Annotated in this window: 15 protein-coding genes; 11 read left to right on the top strand and 4 right to left on the bottom strand. The window is 60.1% G+C overall.

The genetic code is table 11. The annotated features are described in order from the left end of the window. Positions 1–209 precede the first annotated feature (209 nt). Positions 210–1400, bottom strand: a complete 1191-nt coding sequence (gene metK / locus BM036_RS07190) for a methionine adenosyltransferase (RefSeq protein ID WP_091849967.1) — start codon at positions 1398–1400, stop codon at positions 210–212. A 127-nt stretch (positions 1401–1527) separates the two neighbouring features. After that, entirely contained in the window at positions 1528–2538 is a 1011-nt protein-coding gene (locus tag BM036_RS07185; RefSeq protein ID WP_091849965.1) for an ArsR/SmtB family transcription factor, read from the bottom strand. A gap of 207 nt (positions 2539–2745) precedes the next feature. On the opposite strand from BM036_RS07185, the gene tkt reads away from it, so the two are divergent. From tkt to fba, 4 genes are all read left to right on the top strand, one after another. Then, entirely contained in the window at positions 2746–4746 is a 2001-nt protein-coding gene (gene tkt, locus BM036_RS07180) for a transketolase (protein WP_091849962.1), read from the top strand. Further along, the gene (gap, locus tag BM036_RS07175) at positions 4746–5777 is read left to right on the top strand and encodes a type I glyceraldehyde-3-phosphate dehydrogenase (protein ID WP_091849960.1); all 1032 of its coding nucleotides are present in this window, start codon (positions 4746–4748) and stop codon (positions 5775–5777) included. Before tkt ends, gap begins: the two co-directional genes overlap by 1 nt. Before the next feature lie 102 nt (positions 5778–5879). Further along, entirely contained in the window at positions 5880–7040 is a 1161-nt protein-coding gene (locus tag BM036_RS07170; RefSeq protein ID WP_091849957.1) for a phosphoglycerate kinase, read from the top strand. 181 nt (positions 7041–7221) lie between these two features. Then, entirely contained in the window at positions 7222–8286 is a 1065-nt protein-coding gene (fba, locus tag BM036_RS07165; protein WP_091849955.1) for a class II fructose-bisphosphate aldolase, read from the top strand. Positions 8287–8304: 18 nt separating this feature from the next. Here the strand turns inward: fba and BM036_RS19845 are convergent, their stop codons facing one another. Next, complete coding sequence (locus tag BM036_RS19845; protein ID WP_143066581.1) at positions 8305–8505, bottom strand: hypothetical protein; 201 nt, start codon at positions 8503–8505, stop codon at positions 8305–8307. Between the two features lie 297 nt (positions 8506–8802). On the opposite strand from BM036_RS19845, the gene BM036_RS07160 reads away from it, so the two are divergent. After that, on the top strand, positions 8803–9774 hold the full coding sequence (locus BM036_RS07160; protein WP_091849953.1) for a DnaJ C-terminal domain-containing protein: 972 nt from the start codon (positions 8803–8805) through the stop codon (positions 9772–9774). A gap of 12 nt (positions 9775–9786) precedes the next feature. Beyond that, positions 9787–10128 carry a chaperone modulator CbpM gene (locus BM036_RS07155; RefSeq protein WP_091849951.1) on the top strand — a complete coding sequence of 114 codons (342 nt, stop codon included), beginning with the start codon at positions 9787–9789 and terminating at the stop codon, positions 10126–10128. Positions 10129–10204: 76 nt separating this feature from the next. Here the strand turns inward: BM036_RS07155 and BM036_RS19840 are convergent, their stop codons facing one another. Then, complete coding sequence (locus BM036_RS19840) at positions 10205–10381, bottom strand: DUF6435 family protein (RefSeq protein WP_143066580.1); 177 nt, start codon at positions 10379–10381, stop codon at positions 10205–10207. 213 nt (positions 10382–10594) lie between these two features. Here BM036_RS19840 and BM036_RS07150 point away from each other — a divergent pair, with 213 nt between their 5' ends. From BM036_RS07150 to BM036_RS07130, 5 genes are all read left to right on the top strand, one after another. Beyond that, positions 10595–12088 (top strand): DUF5666 domain-containing protein, encoded by a 1494-nt coding sequence (locus tag BM036_RS07150; protein WP_091849949.1) that lies wholly within the window; start codon positions 10595–10597, stop codon positions 12086–12088. A gap of 77 nt (positions 12089–12165) precedes the next feature. Then, complete coding sequence (locus BM036_RS07145; protein WP_091849947.1) at positions 12166–13029, top strand: DUF6502 family protein; 864 nt, start codon at positions 12166–12168, stop codon at positions 13027–13029. Further along, entirely contained in the window at positions 13026–13433 is a 408-nt protein-coding gene (locus BM036_RS07140) for a DUF6502 family protein (RefSeq protein WP_143066579.1), read from the top strand. The genes BM036_RS07145 and BM036_RS07140 overlap by 4 nt, the downstream gene beginning before the upstream one ends. Positions 13434–13494: 61 nt before the next feature. After that, the gene (locus BM036_RS07135; protein WP_143066578.1) at positions 13495–14958 is read left to right on the top strand and encodes a DUF5666 domain-containing protein; all 1464 of its coding nucleotides are present in this window, start codon (positions 13495–13497) and stop codon (positions 14956–14958) included. 104 nt (positions 14959–15062) lie between these two features. Next, positions 15063–15785 (top strand): DsbA family protein, encoded by a 723-nt coding sequence (locus BM036_RS07130; RefSeq protein WP_091849941.1) that lies wholly within the window; start codon positions 15063–15065, stop codon positions 15783–15785. The last annotated feature ends 51 nt before the right edge of the window (positions 15786–15836 follow it).

The following is a 15836-nucleotide window of genomic DNA, read 5'->3' as shown; positions in this document are numbered from 1 at the left end:
TGGTGCCGTCGTCGTGCAAATTGAGTTAGGTGGCCCGGAGTTATCGGCGAGCATTCCCTCTCTCCAACGAGGGAGAGGGCCAGGGTGAGGGGGCGCCTGCAGGGCGCTGTAATTAGAACGACGGAGCTGGATTCTCCACCCTCACCCCAACCCTCTCCCTTCAAGGGAGAGGGAGCTGGCGTCCACTCCTTATTACCTTTAGCGAGGCATCAAATACCCGCCGCGTCCTTCAGTGCCGCCGCACGGTCGGTTTTCTCCCAGGGGAACGCAGTAAACGTCTTGCCCCCAACCGTCATCTCGTAGGCTTCACGGCCAAAGTGCCCGTAGGCGGCGGTCTGCTGGTACATGGGGTGCAGCAGGTCCAGCATGTTGGTGATGGCGTAGGGGCGCAGGTCGAAGTGTTCCCTGACCAGCTGGACGATCTTGTCGTCGCTGATCTTGCCGGTGCCGAAGGTGTTCAGGGAGATAGAAGTGGGCTGCGCCACGCCGATGGCGTAGGACACCTGGATCTCGCACTTTTCGGCCAGGCCGGCGGCGACGATGTTCTTGGCCACGTAACGGCCGGCGTAGGCCGCGGAACGGTCCACCTTGGACGGGTCCTTGCCGGAGAAGGCGCCGCCACCGTGGCGGGCCATGCCGCCATAGGTGTCAACGATGATTTTGCGACCGGTGAGGCCGCAGTCGCCAACCGGGCCACCAATGACGAACTTGCCAGTGGGGTTGATGTGGAACTGGGTGTCCTTGTGCAGCAGTTCTGCGGGCAGGGTGTGCTTGACGATCAGTTCCATCACCGCCTCTTTCAGGTCGGCCTGGGTGACGTCTGGATCATGCTGGGTGGACAGTACTACCGCGTCGATGCCCACTACCTTGCCGTCTTCATAGCGGCAGGTCACCTGGCTCTTGGCGTCCGGGCGCAGCCAGGGCAGCAGGCCGCTCTTGCGGGCCTCGGCCTGGCGCTGGACCAGACGATGGGAGAAGGTGATCGGCGCCGGCATCAATACGTCGGTTTCATTGCTGGCGAAGCCGAACATCAGACCCTGGTCACCGGCACCCTGGTCTTCCGGTTTCTGCCGGTCTACACCCTGGGCGATGTCGACCGACTGCTTGCCGATGATGTTGATGACGCCGCAGGTATCACCGTCGTAGCCCACATCGGAGGAGGTGTAGCCGATGTCCTTGATGACGCCACGGACCAGGTCTTCCAGGTCGACCCAGGCGCTGGTGGTGATTTCACCGCCAACAATGGCCACGCCGGTCTTGACCATGGTTTCACAGGCTACGCGGGCGTGGGGGTCGTCTTTCAGGATGGCGTCCAGTACGGCATCGGAGATCTGGTCGGCCAGTTTGTCCGGATGGCCTTCGGAGACCGACTCGGAAGTAAAGATGCTGTAGTCAGACATAGCACAGGCTCCTCTTGAGCTGGCGGGCGGTTTACTGCCCTGTTTTCAGTGTGATGTTCGCTTTGCTTGGCTGTTAACCAATACGGTTCAGATTGGCAACGGATTTTATATCAAAGAATTTTGATATTCATTGCTGTGTTTGGCTTTCCGGCTTGCGGAATTCCCGTACCTGTACCTGGAAGCCATTACGCAGGCCAATAAACAGGGTTTCACCGGTCTCCAGTCCTGCATCGCCGGCCCAGACGTTCAGTTCCTCCGGCTCGAAACCCAGCCACAGGTCGCCGCAGTTTTCCCGCGCCCAGTCCTGGTCATGCCGACGCAGGTCGCTGATCACCAGGTAACCGCCGGGCGACATCAGTTCGCTGGCCTCCAGGAAGATATCCGCCGGGCTGGGCACGTGGTGTAGCACCATGTTGGCCACCACCAGGTCGAAGCGCTCGTTCTTCGGGAGCAGGGTGGCGGTGGTGCCCTCAATCAGCTCCACGTTATCCAGCTTTTCGTCGGCGCAGGTCTGCTGCGCCTTGCGCAGCATGTCGGCAGAGTTATCCACCGCCACCACTCGCAGACAGATACCTGCCAGTACCGGCAGGAAGGCGCCCTCCCCGGGGCCGATTTCCAGGGCCGTTTGCCATTCATGCTGGGCGGCCCGGGCGCGGATCAGGTCTGCGGTGGGTTCCGCGTACAGGTCAAAGGCGGCAATCAGTTCCTGCTGTTCCCGGAACTGGTCTGCATGGCGGGCGAAGAACGCCTGGGACTGGTCCGCGCGCTGGCTGCGGATGTCTTCGATCTTTTCCTGCAGGTGGCCGGCCACCGGTATCCGGTCGATAGTACTGAATACCTGTTGTGCCGCAGAGTCGACGACACCGACCTGGCCCGGAGCCAGGTGCAGCGGTCGGCGATAGAAGATGGCGTTGCCTTCCCGCTGGGGTTCGATCAGCCCGGCCTTGTGCAGCACTTTCAGGTGGTGGCTCATGCCGGACTGGCGGACGTCGAACAGCTGGCTCAGTTCCAGCACTCCAAACGTGTCCCGCCGCAGCACCCGCAGAATTTCCAGGCGCAAGGGATCACCGCAAGCCTTGTAGAGCGGGGCGAGGGCATCGAGGCCAACTGGCAGGGCGGGTGCTTTCATACTGGTCATGGCGGCAAGTCTAGTGGCTGGTTGCGGATTGGGCAATATCTATATCAAAAAAAATTGATATAGTTTTGGTGGTGGGTTGGCCGGGTTCGGTAATCCCTGCCTTTGTAGCTGCCACGCCGATTTGCCCCGATGGCCACTAATCGGCGAAAATACGCGCCTTCTTTTTTCGTTCGATTATGTTTCCTGACAAATACTGGAGAAACGTCAATGCCGTCCCGTAACGATCTCGCCAACGCCATTCGCGCGCTGAGCATGGATGCGGTTCAGAAAGCCAAGTCCGGCCACCCGGGTGCGCCCATGGGTATGGCGGATATCGCCGAGGTGCTGTGGAATGATTACCTCAGCCACAACCCGGCCAACCCCCAGTGGGCCAACCGTGACCGCTTTGTGCTGTCCAACGGGCATGGCTCCATGCTGCAGTATTCCCTGCTGCACCTGAGCGGGTACGACGTTTCCATTGACGACATCAAGAACTTCCGTCAGCTGCACTCCAAGACGCCTGGTCATCCGGAATACGGCTACACTCCGGGTGTTGAAACCACTACCGGTCCACTGGGGCAGGGTATTGCCAACGCCGTTGGCTTTGCCATTGCGGAAAAGGCCCTGGGTGCCCAGTTCAACCGCCCCGGCCACGACATCGTTGACCACTACACCTACGCGTTCCTGGGCGATGGCTGCCTGATGGAAGGTATCTCCCACGAGGTAGCCTCGCTGGCGAGTACCCTGGGCCTGGGCAAGCTGATCTTCTTCTACGACGATAACGGCATTTCCATTGACGGCGAAGTGGACGGCTGGTTCACCGACGATACTCCTAAGCGCTTTGAATCCTACGGCTGGCAGGTCATCCCGGCGGTGGACGGCCATGATGCCAACGCCATCCGCTCCGCCATCGAAAGCGCCCGCGCAAACACCGACCAGCCTACGCTGATCTGCTGCAAGACCATCATCGGCTTCGGCTCGCCCAACAAGCAGGGCACCGAAAGCTGCCACGGCGCACCGCTGGGCGACGACGAGATCCAGCTGACCCGCGAAAAACTGGGTTGGAACCATGGTCCGTTCGAAGTTCCCGCGGACATCTACGCCGCCTGGAACGCCCGGGAGAAAGGCGCTGCCGCCGAACAGACCTGGAACGAGGCCTTCGCTGCCTATGAGCAGGCCGAGCCTGAGCTGGCCGCCGAGTTCAAGCGCCGTATGAACGGTGACCTGCCGGCAGACTTTGCGGAAAAGGCGGACGCCTACATCCGCGAGTGTCAGGATAAGGGCGAAACCGTTGCCAGCCGCAAGGCCTCCCAGAACACCCTGAACGCCTACGGCCCGTTGCTGCCCGAACTGCTGGGCGGTTCCGCTGACCTGGCCGGCTCCAACCTGACTATCTGGAGCGACAGCAAGGGCCTGACCAAAGATGATGCTTCCGGTAACTACATCTATTACGGTGTGCGGGAGTTCGGCATGGCGGCCATCATGAACGGCATTGCCCTGCACGGTGGTTTCGTGCCCTATGGCGCCACCTTCCTGATCTTCATGGAGTACTGCCGGAACGCAGTGCGTATGGCTGCACTGATGAAGCAGCGCTCCATCTACGTGTTCACCCACGACTCCATCGGCCTGGGTGAAGACGGCCCGACCCACCAGCCCATCGAACAGCTGGCCAGCCTGCGCACCACCCCTAACATGAACACCTGGCGCCCGGCGGATGCGGTTGAATCCGCGGTGGCCTGGAAAGCCGCCCTCCAGCGCAAGGACGGACCTTCTGCCCTGGTCTTCTCACGCCAGGGCCTGCCGCATCAGGAGCGTGACGACAAGCAGTTGGCAGACGTAGCCAAGGGCGGTTACGTCCTTTCTGACGACGGAGGCACCCCGGACCTGATCCTGATCGCCACCGGCTCTGAAGTGGGCCTGGCCCAGGATGCTGCTGGCGCCCTGCGGGAGAAAGGCCACAAGGTCAGGGTGGTTTCCATGCCGTCCACAGAGGTATTTGATGCCCAGAGCGCCCAGTACAAGCAGAAGGTGCTGCCGCTGGATGTGACCAACCGCATTGCCATTGAAGCTGCCATTGAAGACTACTGGTACAAGTATGTGGGCCTGGACGGCCGGGTGATTGGTATGAGCACCTTCGGTGAGTCCGCCCCGGCTGGTGAGCTGTTCCGGGAATTCGGTTTCACCGTCGATAACATCGTCGATACCGCCCTTGAGCTGCTGGATAACTGATGAGCAACGAAGCCCCTGCACGCATTGCCATTAACGGCTATGGCCGCATCGGTCAGTGCGTGCTGCGGGCGCTCTATGAAAATGGCTACCGTGACCGGTTGCAGGTAGTCGCCATCAACGAACTGGCGGACCTGGACACCATTGCCCACCTGACCCGCTATGACTCCACCCACGGACGCTTTCGTGGTGACGTGCAGGCACAGGGTGACCACCTGGTTGTAAACGGCGACGCCATCCGGGTGCTGAGAAGTGCCGAACCCGATGACCTGCCATGGGATGAGCTGAACGTGGACCTGGTTCTGGAGTGTTCCGGCTCGTTCAGTGATCGCGCCACGGCTGAGCGGCACCTGGCAGCGGGCGCCCGTCGACTGCTTTTCTCCCAGCCGGCGGAGCCGGATGTGGATCGCACGGTGGTTTTCGGTGTGAATGACACCAGCCTGGAAGCCGCAGACCGCATCGTGTCGGCGGCCTCCTGCACCACCAACTGCCTGGTGCCGGTGATAAAGGTGCTGGACGAAGCGTTGGGAGTGGAGCAGGGCAGTACCACCACCATCCATGCGGCCATGAACGACCAGCCGGTTATCGACGCCTACCACCACCAGGACCTGCGCCGTACCCGCAGCGCCCTGCACAATATCGTGCCGGTGGACACGGGCCTGTCCCGGGGTATCGAGCGGCTGTTACCGGCAATGAAAGACCGGTTCAGTTCCGTGGCCATGAGGGTGCCCACGTTGAATGTCTCTGCCATCGATATGGTGGTGAACGTGCGCCGTGAAACCTCCGTTGAAGAGGTGAACCGCCTGCTGGCGGATGCCTCGAGAAATGGCCTTAAGGGCGTATTGGGCTATACCGACGAACTGCTGGCCAGCTCCGATTTCAACCACGATGCCCACTCCGGCATCGTCGATGGCGGCCAGACCCGGGTCACCGGCGGGCGAATGGTAAAGGTGCTGTGCTGGTTTGATAACGAATGGGGCTTTGCCAACCGGATGCTGGATGTAGCCCGGTGCTGGTTGGGTAAAAACGATTAATTGGCCACGGAACCCACGCCCGCTCGCCCTGAGCTTGTCGAAGGGCCGTGGATTCCGTGGCAAAAAAAGCATTCGAACTCTCAGGAAAATGGAACTGCGATTATGGCCATCAAGAAAATGACTGACCTGAACCTCGCGGGCAAGCGGGTTCTGATTCGTGAAGATCTGAACGTGCCGGTAAAGGACGGCAAGGTCAGCAGCGACGCTCGTATCCGTGCCTCATTGCCCACCATCAAGGCGGCGCGGGATGCCGGAGCGAAAGTCATGCTGATGTCCCACCTGGGCCGTCCGGAAGAAGGCGTTTACGACGAGGCCTCCTCCATGAAGCCGGTGGCCGAGCACCTGACCGGAATGCTGGGTCAGGAAGTTCGCCTGGTCAAGGACTACCTGGACGGTGTCGAGGTAGCCGACGGCGAAGTGGTGCTGTTCGAAAACGTCCGCTTCAATAAAGGTGAGAAAAAAGACAACGAGGCGCTGGCGAAGCAATATGCCGCCCTGTGTGATGTTTACGTAATGGACGCCTTCGGCACCGCCCACCGGGCCCAGGCCTCAACCCACGGTGTCGCCAGGTTCGCCCCGGAAGCCTGCGCGGGCCCGCTGCTGGCTGCGGAGCTGGACGCTTTGGGCAAGGCCCTGGACAACCCGGCCAAGCCGGTGGTCGCCATCGTTGGCGGCTCCAAGGTGTCCACCAAGCTGGATGTGCTGAACGCCCTGGAAAAGGTGTGCGACCAGATCATCGTGGGCGGCGGTATCGCCAACACCTTCCTGGCGGCCGCCGGGCACCCTGTCGGCAAGTCACTGTGTGAGCATGACCTGATCGACACCGCCAAGGACATTGCCTCCCGGGTGGAAATTCCGCTGCCGGTCGATGTTGTGGTGGCTCCGGAGTTTTCCGAAAATGCCACCGCGACGGTGAAGAACATTTCCGACGTGGCCGAGGACGATATGATCCTCGACGTCGGCCCTGAAACCGCCGGCGAATTCGCCCAGTTGCTCAAGAATGCAAAGACCATTCTGTGGAATGGCCCGGTCGGCGTATTCGAATTCGATCAGTTTGGTAATGGCACCAAGGCCCTGGCCCATGCTATTGCTGAGAGCGACGCGTTCTCGCTGGCCGGCGGTGGTGATACCGTGGCGGCGGTTGACAAGTATGGCGTAGCTGACAAGATTTCGTATATCTCCACCGGCGGCGGTGCCTTCCTGGAGTTCGTGGAAGGCAAGACGTTGCCTGCAGTAGCGGTACTGGAAGAGCGCGGCGCCTGATACATAGGTGCGGGAGCCTGGGGGCGGTGAAACTTTCCGGGACACGCCCGTGAATACGTCCCTGTAGGGCTCGACTGCAGCCATCCCTGGCTGCAGACGGTCCCGGAAAGTTCCCCCACCCCCAGTCTCGCTGACCATTGCGGATGACCTAAAAGACACAGACCTATCAAGGAGAAAACACATGGCCCTGATTTCGATGCGGCAACTTCTGGATCATGCCGCCGAGCATGGTTACGGTGTGCCCGCTTTTAACGTGAACAACCTGGAACAGATGCGAGCCATCATGGAAGCGGCGGACAAGACCGACTCCCCGGTGATTGTCCAGGCCTCTGCCGGTGCCCGCAAATACGCCGGTGCCCCCTTCCTGCGCCACCTGATCCTGGCGGCAGTGGAAGAGTTTCCCCTCATTCCGGTGGTTATGCACCAGGACCATGGCACCAGCCCGGCGGTGTGCCAGCGCTCCATCCAGCTCGGCTTCAGCTCGGTGATGATGGACGGCTCCCTGGGTGAAGACGGCAAGACCCCCACCGACTATGAATACAACGTGGATGTCACCCGGCGTACCGTGGACATGGCCCACGCCTGTGGCGTGTCCGTTGAAGGTGAGCTGGGCTGCCTCGGCTCCCTGGAAACCGGCATGGCCGGCGAGGAAGACGGTATCGGCGCCGAAGGCAAGCTGGACCACGACAAGCTGCTGACCGATCCGGAAGAAGCCGCTGACTTCGTCAAGAAGACCCACGTGGATGCCCTGGCTATCGCCATCGGCACCAGCCACGGCGCCTACAAGTTTACCCGCCCGCCCACCGGCGACATCCTGGCCATTGAGCGGATCAAGGAAATCCACGCCCGCATCCCGGACACCCACCTGGTCATGCATGGCTCCAGTTCCGTGCCCCAGGAATGGCTGGAGATCATCAACCAGTACGGTGGTGAGATCCCGGAAACCTATGGGGTTCCTGTCGAGGAAATCGTCGAGGGCATCAAGCACGGCGTTCGCAAGGTGAATATCGACACTGACCTGCGCCTGGCCAGCACCGGCGCGGTCCGTCGCTTCCTGGCCGAGAACAAGGCCGAGTTTGACCCGCGCAAGTTCCTCAAGGAAACCATGAAGGCGATGACCGAGGTCTGCGTGGCCCGTTATGAAGCCTTTGGCACCGCCGGTAATGCGAGCAAGATCAAGCCGATCAACCTGGAAAGGATGTTCGAGCGTTACGAGGCTGGCGAGCTGGACCCGAAGGTCAAGTAAGTCCTGCGCACCAGTCGCTCAGTCCACCTGGAATGTCAGGGTGCTGAGTACTTCCGCCGGCGGTGGATTCATTGCTGCCGCCGTGCGGAACTGACTGATAGCCTCATGATCTCCATGGATGGCGTTAACGAACGTCGGGCGGATGCTCTGGTAGTAGAGCGTTGCCTCGACGGATAACGGCAACTCGGCACCTGCCGGCAAAGCCAGTCGGTAACCCACCGTATCAGACCCCGACCCGCCCGTATTGAAGTTGCCATCCCCCTCAACCCCGGCAGGCTGTGCGTACGCGGGGGCTCCTTCGTTTACAAATCCCGCTGGCGGAATGCGGTTGTCTTTCAGGGCGTCGGACGCGTACAGGAGTATGTGGGTTATATCGCCGGTGGTGGTTTCCAGGACGGTTTCGCTGGCGGGCAGGCTCCCGGCGATGACAGCATGCCGGGCTGACTTGTAATTTCGGGATTCGCGTCAAATATAGTTAGTTAGAGATTTTTTTACGATAAGGCGTGAGGAAAATCAATGGACTTCAAGGACTACTACGCCGTACTCGGTGTGAGCGAGTCGGCCTCTCCCGAAGAGATCAAGAAGGCCTACCGCAAGTTGGCGCGGAAGTATCACCCGGATGTCAGCAAGGAAGAAGACGCTGATGCAAAGTTCAAGGACGTGGGTGAGGCCTACGAGGTTCTCAAGGACCCGGAGAAGCGGGCCGAATACGACCAGTTGCGCAAGTATGGCGCCCGGGGTGATGGTTCCTTCGAGCCACCACCTGGCTGGCAGAGCGCGTCCGGATTTGGCGGTGGCGGTTATACCGAGGCCGATGCCAGCCAGTTCAGTGACTTCTTCGAGGAAATCTTCGGTGGAGGACGGCGCGCCGGCGGCTTCAGCGGAGCAGGGTTTGGCGGTTTCCGCCAGGATACCCGCAGCCGGGGGGAAGACGTGCATGCCCGCCTGGCGCTGTTCCTGGAGGAGGCCTACCATGGTTGTGAGAAGCAGGTTCAGTTTACCGTCCATGAGGTGGACGACCACGGACGCATCGTCGCCAGGCCAAAAACCCTGAAGGTGAAGATTCCCGCCGGCATGCGGGATGGCCAGCATATTCGCCTGAAAGGCCAGGGCGCTCCCGGTATCGGTGGTGGTGACAATGGCGACCTGTTTATTGAAGTGGAGCTGGCACCCCACCCGATGTTCACCGTGGAGGGGCGGGACCTGTTGCTGACCGTGCCGATCGCACCCTGGGAGGCCGCGCTGGGCGCCAGCGTTACCGTGCCGGTCGTGGGGGGTAAGGTCAACCTGAAGGTTCCCAAAGGCTCCAACAGCGGTCGCAAACTGCGGCTTAAGGGCAAGGGTCTGCCCGGGAAGCATCCGGGTGACCAGATCGTGGTGCTGCAGGTGGTGATGCCGGAGCAGCACAGCGAAGAAGCCGAGAAACTCTACCAGCAACTGGCGGAAGCCGAACAGCATTTCAATCCGCGCAGCAAACTGCATGTGTGAGAGGGGGACAGGATGACAACCAGGGATACCATCATCACCGTAGAGCTGGATGACCCGGCAGGCACCTTCACTCTGCGGGAGATCTGTGAGCGCGGGGAATGCCACGCGGAATTTGTGATCAAGCTGGTGAGCTACGGGGTCATTTCACCCGTGAACGACACACCGGACACGGGCGACTGGGCCTTTGACCTGCAGGCACTGGCACGGTTACGCAAAGCCCAGCGCCTGCAGCGGGACCTGAAAATCAACCTGCCGGGCCTGGCCATGTCCCTTGACCTGCTGGACGAAGTCCGCGACATGCGCAGGGAAGTGGATCGGCTGAACCGCCTGCTGGCGCATTTTATCGCCGACTGACATCACCTCCGCTAAATGGCAGGGGCGACCGGGCGGTTGCCCCTTGCCTCCTGGCAGCGCCTCCCTGACTGTTGAATCACCCCTGCTTCTTTTCCAGCGCCTGGATCTGGGCATAGAGGGCTTCGGCCTCTTCCATCAGGTTCGAGTGCGTCCGCAAATCCCCGTTTCGTTGTGCGTGCAGTGCCTTTTCGAGCTTGTCGTTATAGGTTTTCTGCAGTTTTTTCTTTGGATCGCCCTTCAGAAATCCCAACATTTTTCCGTTCCATTTTTGCCGTGTGTTCAGGTTTTTACGTGGCCTGGCCCGTGAGGTTCACAAAAACTTCACCGTTGCCTACTGGACTTTTCATTAATTGGGATTAAAATCCCAAAATATTAATTGGGAAAAAAGTCCCAAAAACGGAGCAAGCGTCACCGCACCGGACAGTCCAGACCGATGAGAACGGTCAAGCACGCAATGGAGAGAGCAATGAAACGCAACAAACTGACAGTCGCAGTAAAAGCCCTGCTGATCGGAACCGTCGCCGGCTCCCTGGTGGCCTGTGGAGGAGGTGGTAGCTCCAGTTCCGACTCCGGCGATACCACCAGCGAAACCAGTGCCACTGCCAGCGGCACCAGCGTGGGGCCGGTTTCCGGCTTTGGCAGCGTCTACGTCAACGGCACCTACTTCAATACCGATGACCTTGGCGGCAGCATCACCAGTGATGACGGGCTCAGCCGTGAAGCCGAGCTGGAAAAGGGCATGATCCTGCAGGTGAAGGCCGACTGGGATGACGACCGTAATGAAGGCCGGGCCCGCAGTGTGGAATACGACGACACCCTTCGTGGTGCCCTGACCGCGTTCAGCTGGGATGAGGTCGAGAACACCGGCTCGCTGACGGTGGCTGGTCAGACCGTCCTGCTGGATGGGCGCACCGTGATCAAGGCTGGCGATGATCTGGCGACCGTGGCCGGTGCGCCTGGCAGCTACCGGGTGCGGGTGAGTGCCTGGCGTCAGGGGGATGGCAGCTTCCTGGCAAGCTTTGTCGGCATTCGGCCGGTGGCGGAGCGGTTTATAGACGATGACGATCGTGAGACAGAAATCGAGGGGCTGATTGCGGACCTGGACCGGGACGCCCAGACGTTTACCATCAACGGTCTGGTGGTGAACTATGGCCTGGCCGAGTTCGATGACGACCTCGATAGCGCCGAAGACCTTCGTGATGGCCTGGTGGTGGAAGTTGAGGGCTACCTTGATAACGGCGTACTTATGGCCCGGGAGATTGAAGGCGAAGACGATTGGTTCGATGACGACGATGATGTGGAGATCTCCGGTGCCATTGCCGGTGATTACGACACCAGCGCCCGCCGGTTTATTCTCAACGGCGTGACTGTCCAGGTGGACAGCGATACCGAGTTTGATGACGGGCTGCGCGAGGACCAGTTGTCCGATGGCCTGTTCGTGAAGGTCGAGGGTGAGTATCGCGGCGGCCTGCTTTACGCGGAGGAGATTGAGCCCCAGGACGGCGACGCGGAGCTGGAAGGCGTGATCGACTCGGTCAACCTTGCGGAGAACCGTATGCAGGTATCCGGTGTGACGGTGGCCATTTCCATCAACACCCTCATTGAGGACGATGATGATGACGATGCCCGCAGCCGCACACAGGACCTGGAGTCGCTGGCGCAGGGCCAGTATGTGGAAATCGAGGGGCGCCAGCGCTCTGACAGTTCCGGCAGCTACCTGGAAGCCTTCAAGATCGAGCGTGAAGACGACGATGACGATGACTTCGAAGTGGAGGGCCGGGTGGATGAGACCACCAGTGATACGCTCAGTATCATGGGCCTGACCCTGAATCGGGGCGACGTCAGTTTCAGCGGCATTTCTGCCGGAAGCCGGGTCGAGATTGAGTTTAACGGCTCGCCGGGCAGTTACGTAATCACTGCCATCGAGCTCGAAGACGACGACGATGACAGTGATGATTGATGGCATTGGATAATTGAGGGGCCTTTCACGGCCCCTCGCTGGTACTACCCCCTTATCTGGGAATACAATCCCAAGCCATGTCAGATCATACTCCCGGGCCACTTCACAGCGCCCTCTATCGAATCCTCCGGCCCCTGGTCCGTCTGCTGCTCCGCAATGGGGTGCCTTTCGGTGACTTTGCCGAGCTCGCGCGGAGAGCCTATATCGAGACCGCACTGAAGGATTTTCCGGAGCGAGGCCGGAAGATGACTGATTCGCGGGCGGCTGTGCTTACCGGTCTTACGCGCAAGGAGGTCAAGCGTCAGCGTGAGATTCTCTCTGGCCAGCCCCTCGAGCCCCGTCAGAATCGCCAGGGAAACCGGGCATCCCGGGTGGTTGCGGGCTGGGTGCATGACCCCCGTTTCCAGGATGCGGTTGGCCACCCTGCAGTGCTCACCCTGGATGGTAGCGCCGGCTTCGCCGAGCTGGTTCGCCTTTACAGTGGTGACATGACTCCCAGGGCCGTACTGGACGAACTTCTGCGGGTCGGTGTTGTGGCCTGGAAGGCGGAGGAGGGCGGAATGGTTGAACTCCGCAAGCGGGCCTATGTGCCAGCCGGTGATGATAGTGAGATGCTCCATATCTTTGGCGAGGACGTATCTGACCTTGTTGCCACCATTGATTACAACCTGGTGAGCGCCCGCCAGGGTCGGCAGCCCCTGTTTCAGCGAACACTGACCTACGACAATATCCCGGCGGAGGTCATTCAGGAGTGGCGGACACTGGCGGGTCGTCAGTCCCAGCAGTTGCTGGAGCAACTGGACGGCTGGTTGGGACCAAGGGACCAGGATGTCAGCCGAAACGGGGAAAAAAACGCCGCTAGAGCCGTCCGTACAGGCATCAGTGTCTTCTACTTTGAAGATCCGATTCAGGGCGGTCCGGACGAGGGGATAACGGAATGAACATGGTTTCGGCACTGGGGCGTGAGGTATCAACCCGCTGGCAGATTACCGGCCTGGTACAGGCGCTGGTTTCACGGAGCGCCTGTAACGTTATTGCAACCTGGCTTCGCGACGATCGCTTCCTTGATGCGGGCGGTGAGCCCTCCATGCTGCTCATCAGCGGCGATGATGGTCCGAAGTTCGAAGAGTTGGTGCATGGTGTAGACGTTCAGCTGGATGTTGACGATGTCCTGTCCGAACTCACCAAGCTGGGTCTGGTGGAGAAGGTTCACACCGGCCGGGTGATGCTTCGGCGTAGCGCCTATTGCCCCGCCAGCGCCGGCTCCATTGAACGCGCCCGTTCTGAACGGGCCGCCCAGGGCATGCTGTTTCGTCGTTACACCGATGTTGACCCTGAGAAATAAATAGCCAGAGACAAGAGAAACAAGAAGGATAAGTCCATGAAAGTTCGTCCAGGTAGTCGCATTGCTGCCATCTCATTGCTATCAGCAACGTTATCGCTGGTGGCCTGCGGTGGGGCTGGCGGGGGTTCTTCTGTTGGGGGGGGACATTGCTGATGGCGGTATCCGCGGTACCGGGTCCAGCGTCGGGCCGGTGTCCGGTTTTGGCAGTGTGTTTGTCAATGGCATCCGGTTTATCACCGAGAACCTGGGCATTGATGACTTTGACGGTGAACCCGGTGTTCCGGTGGAAGCAGACCTTGAAAAAGGAATGATCCTGCAGATTCGTGGCGAATGGCAGGACGATGGCGAGGGCCAGGCCGAACTGGTTCGGTATGACGATACTCTCCGTGGGCCGGTGACCTCTGTGACTCAGCCCTGGGACGATGTCATACGTGAAGGGCGTATCGAGGTCATGGGCTTTGAAGTCATCCTTGACCGTCTGACACAGAGTACGCTGGCGGACCTGGCCACGATCGTCGTCGGCCAGGAGCTGAGAGTCAGTGGCTGGCTGCAGGCTGACGGCAGTTTCCGGGCAAGCTATGTGGGGCCGGTGTCTCCCGGCGATCACGCCCAGGAAATCGAGGGCTACCTTTCCGTCACCGGTGAAGAAGGCAACGAGCGCTACTTTGTCGATGGCCTGGAGTTGCAGATTCCCTCAGGGGCTGTATGTGACGAACTGGCGCTCGCTGACGGTACGCCGGTGGACGCCGAAGGCGAATACTCCGGCGGCGCAGCGTTTATCGTCAGCAATATCTGTAATGGCCCGACGGCATTCCTGGATGAATCCCTTGATGAGGATGTGCAGGTCGCGGGCGTGGTAACCGAACTGTTCGCAGGCGAATTCGCCAATGGCCGTTTCTCGCTGAATGGTATTCGGGTCACTACTGATGCCAATACCGAAGTCGATGACCTGGCACCATCCGACATCCTGCCCGGCGTTCTGTTACAGGTAGAGGGGCGTTACGTTAACGACAACGGTGTACTGACCCTGCAGGCCGAAGAAATTGAGTACCGTGACGCTGATGCGGGAGTTGAAGGACTGCTCGATGGCGTTGATGGCGATGTCCTGACGGTTGGCGGTGTGGAAATTCGCCAGACGCCGTTCACAATCCGTGAGGACGATGACGACGATGATGAGGGCTGCCCTGAGGTTATCGGCCCGGACCTGGTGGGCCGGGTTGAGCTTGAAGTGGCAGGCATCCAGCGTTCCGATGAGGGGTACCTGGAAGCTCTGGAAATTGAGTGTGAAGGTGAGGTGGATGACTCCGGTTATGAGCTGGAGGGGCGCATTGACGCCCTCAACAAGGACCCCGGTTCGGAAAGTCTGACCATTCTCGGGGTCGTGCTCCGAATTGATGCGGACACCGAGTTTGATGATGTGGAATTTGCTGACCTGAGTGAAAATGACCGTGTCGAGATCGACTATTCCGGTGATGGCAGTGGCGGCTATATTGCCGAAGAGATCGAACTGGAAGAAGACGATTGATGTATCGGGGTGTGCGGGAATTTCCGGGGTAGTTGTCCTGCCGTGACAAACGCCCCACAATAACGACCCTGAAACTACCGTCCATACATTTACGGGGACCATCCATGGGTGAAGCCAAGCGTCGTCAGCAAACGGGGAGCCCCTCACCTCGCAAACGCTCCCGCATGGGCCTGGTGTTTACCGGGCTGGTGATTATTGCCGTGGCTGTCGTGGCGGTACTTTATTACCTTACCCAGCCATCACTGACCGGGCCGGGGGAATTGCCCGATGTGGCTGAAGACACCCCGGCCTTTCCGTCCCAACTCGACCGCTATGGCGTATCTGTCGGATCCGACGATGCTGAAGTGGTGGTGCGGGAGTTCGCGGACTATCAGTGTCCCGCCTGCGCCCGCTTTGCGAACGCCGGTCAGCGCCTCAAGGAAGAATATGTAGACTCTGGCGAGGTGCGCTTTGTCTTTTTCGACCTGCCCCTGCCGCAGCATACCCACGCCATGGCCGCAGCCATGGCGGCGCGCTGTGCCGGTGACCAGGACGGCTACTGGGCCATGCATGACCGACTGTTTGAAGAACAGTCGAACTGGGAGTCCCTGTCAGACGCCTCCGGGCAGTTCTCTGACTACGCGGACGACCTTGGCCTGGATACCCGCCGCTTCAACCGTTGCATGGAGTCAGAGTTGCACCGGGAAGCTGTCGAGGAAAGCCGCCAGGTGGCCAGGCAGCTACAGGTCGCCAGTACACCAACGGTACTGGTGAACAATATTCCCCTGAACCGCCCGGGCTGGGAGCAGTTGTCCGCCGTCGTTGAGCGGGAACTGAACGAACAGTAATGCCCGCCACCCCGACCGGATTGGTTTTCATTTCCCGGTTTGGTTAAAATT

The sequence above is a fragment of the Marinobacter segnicrescens genome, from assembly GCF_900111555.1.
In the GTDB taxonomy this organism is placed as follows: Bacteria; Pseudomonadota; Gammaproteobacteria; order Pseudomonadales; family Oleiphilaceae; genus Marinobacter; species Marinobacter segnicrescens.
Note: the sequence above shows the minus strand (reverse complement) of the source record. Positions and strands in the feature narration are given on the sequence as shown.

Bases quoted from the DNA above. Each gene is read 5' to 3' on its own strand.
- fba (WP_091849955.1), top strand. From the start codon at position 7,222: ATGGCCCTGATTTCGATGCGGCAACTTCTGGATCATGCCGCCGAGCAT.
- BM036_RS07130 (WP_091849941.1), top strand. From the start codon at position 15,063: ATGGGTGAAGCCAAGCGTCGTCAGCAAACGGGGAGCCCCTCACCTCGC.
- BM036_RS07155 (WP_091849951.1), top strand. From the start codon at position 9,787: ATGACAACCAGGGATACCATCATCACCGTAGAGCTGGATGACCCGGCA.
- BM036_RS07140 (WP_143066579.1), top strand. From the start codon at position 13,026: ATGAACATGGTTTCGGCACTGGGGCGTGAGGTATCAACCCGCTGGCAG.
- BM036_RS19840 (WP_143066580.1), bottom strand. From the start codon at position 10,381: ATGTTGGGATTTCTGAAGGGCGATCCAAAGAAAAAACTGCAGAAAACC.
- BM036_RS07160 (WP_091849953.1), top strand. From the start codon at position 8,803: ATGGACTTCAAGGACTACTACGCCGTACTCGGTGTGAGCGAGTCGGCC.
- metK (WP_091849967.1), bottom strand. From the start codon at position 1,400: ATGTCTGACTACAGCATCTTTACTTCCGAGTCGGTCTCCGAAGGCCAT.
- BM036_RS07185 (WP_091849965.1), bottom strand. From the start codon at position 2,538: ATGACCAGTATGAAAGCACCCGCCCTGCCAGTTGGCCTCGATGCCCTC.
- tkt (WP_091849962.1), top strand. From the start codon at position 2,746: ATGCCGTCCCGTAACGATCTCGCCAACGCCATTCGCGCGCTGAGCATG.
- gap (WP_091849960.1), top strand. From the start codon at position 4,746: ATGAGCAACGAAGCCCCTGCACGCATTGCCATTAACGGCTATGGCCGC.
- BM036_RS07145 (WP_091849947.1), top strand. From the start codon at position 12,166: ATGTCAGATCATACTCCCGGGCCACTTCACAGCGCCCTCTATCGAATC.
- BM036_RS07170 (WP_091849957.1), top strand. From the start codon at position 5,880: ATGGCCATCAAGAAAATGACTGACCTGAACCTCGCGGGCAAGCGGGTT.
- BM036_RS07150 (WP_091849949.1), top strand. From the start codon at position 10,595: ATGAAACGCAACAAACTGACAGTCGCAGTAAAAGCCCTGCTGATCGGA.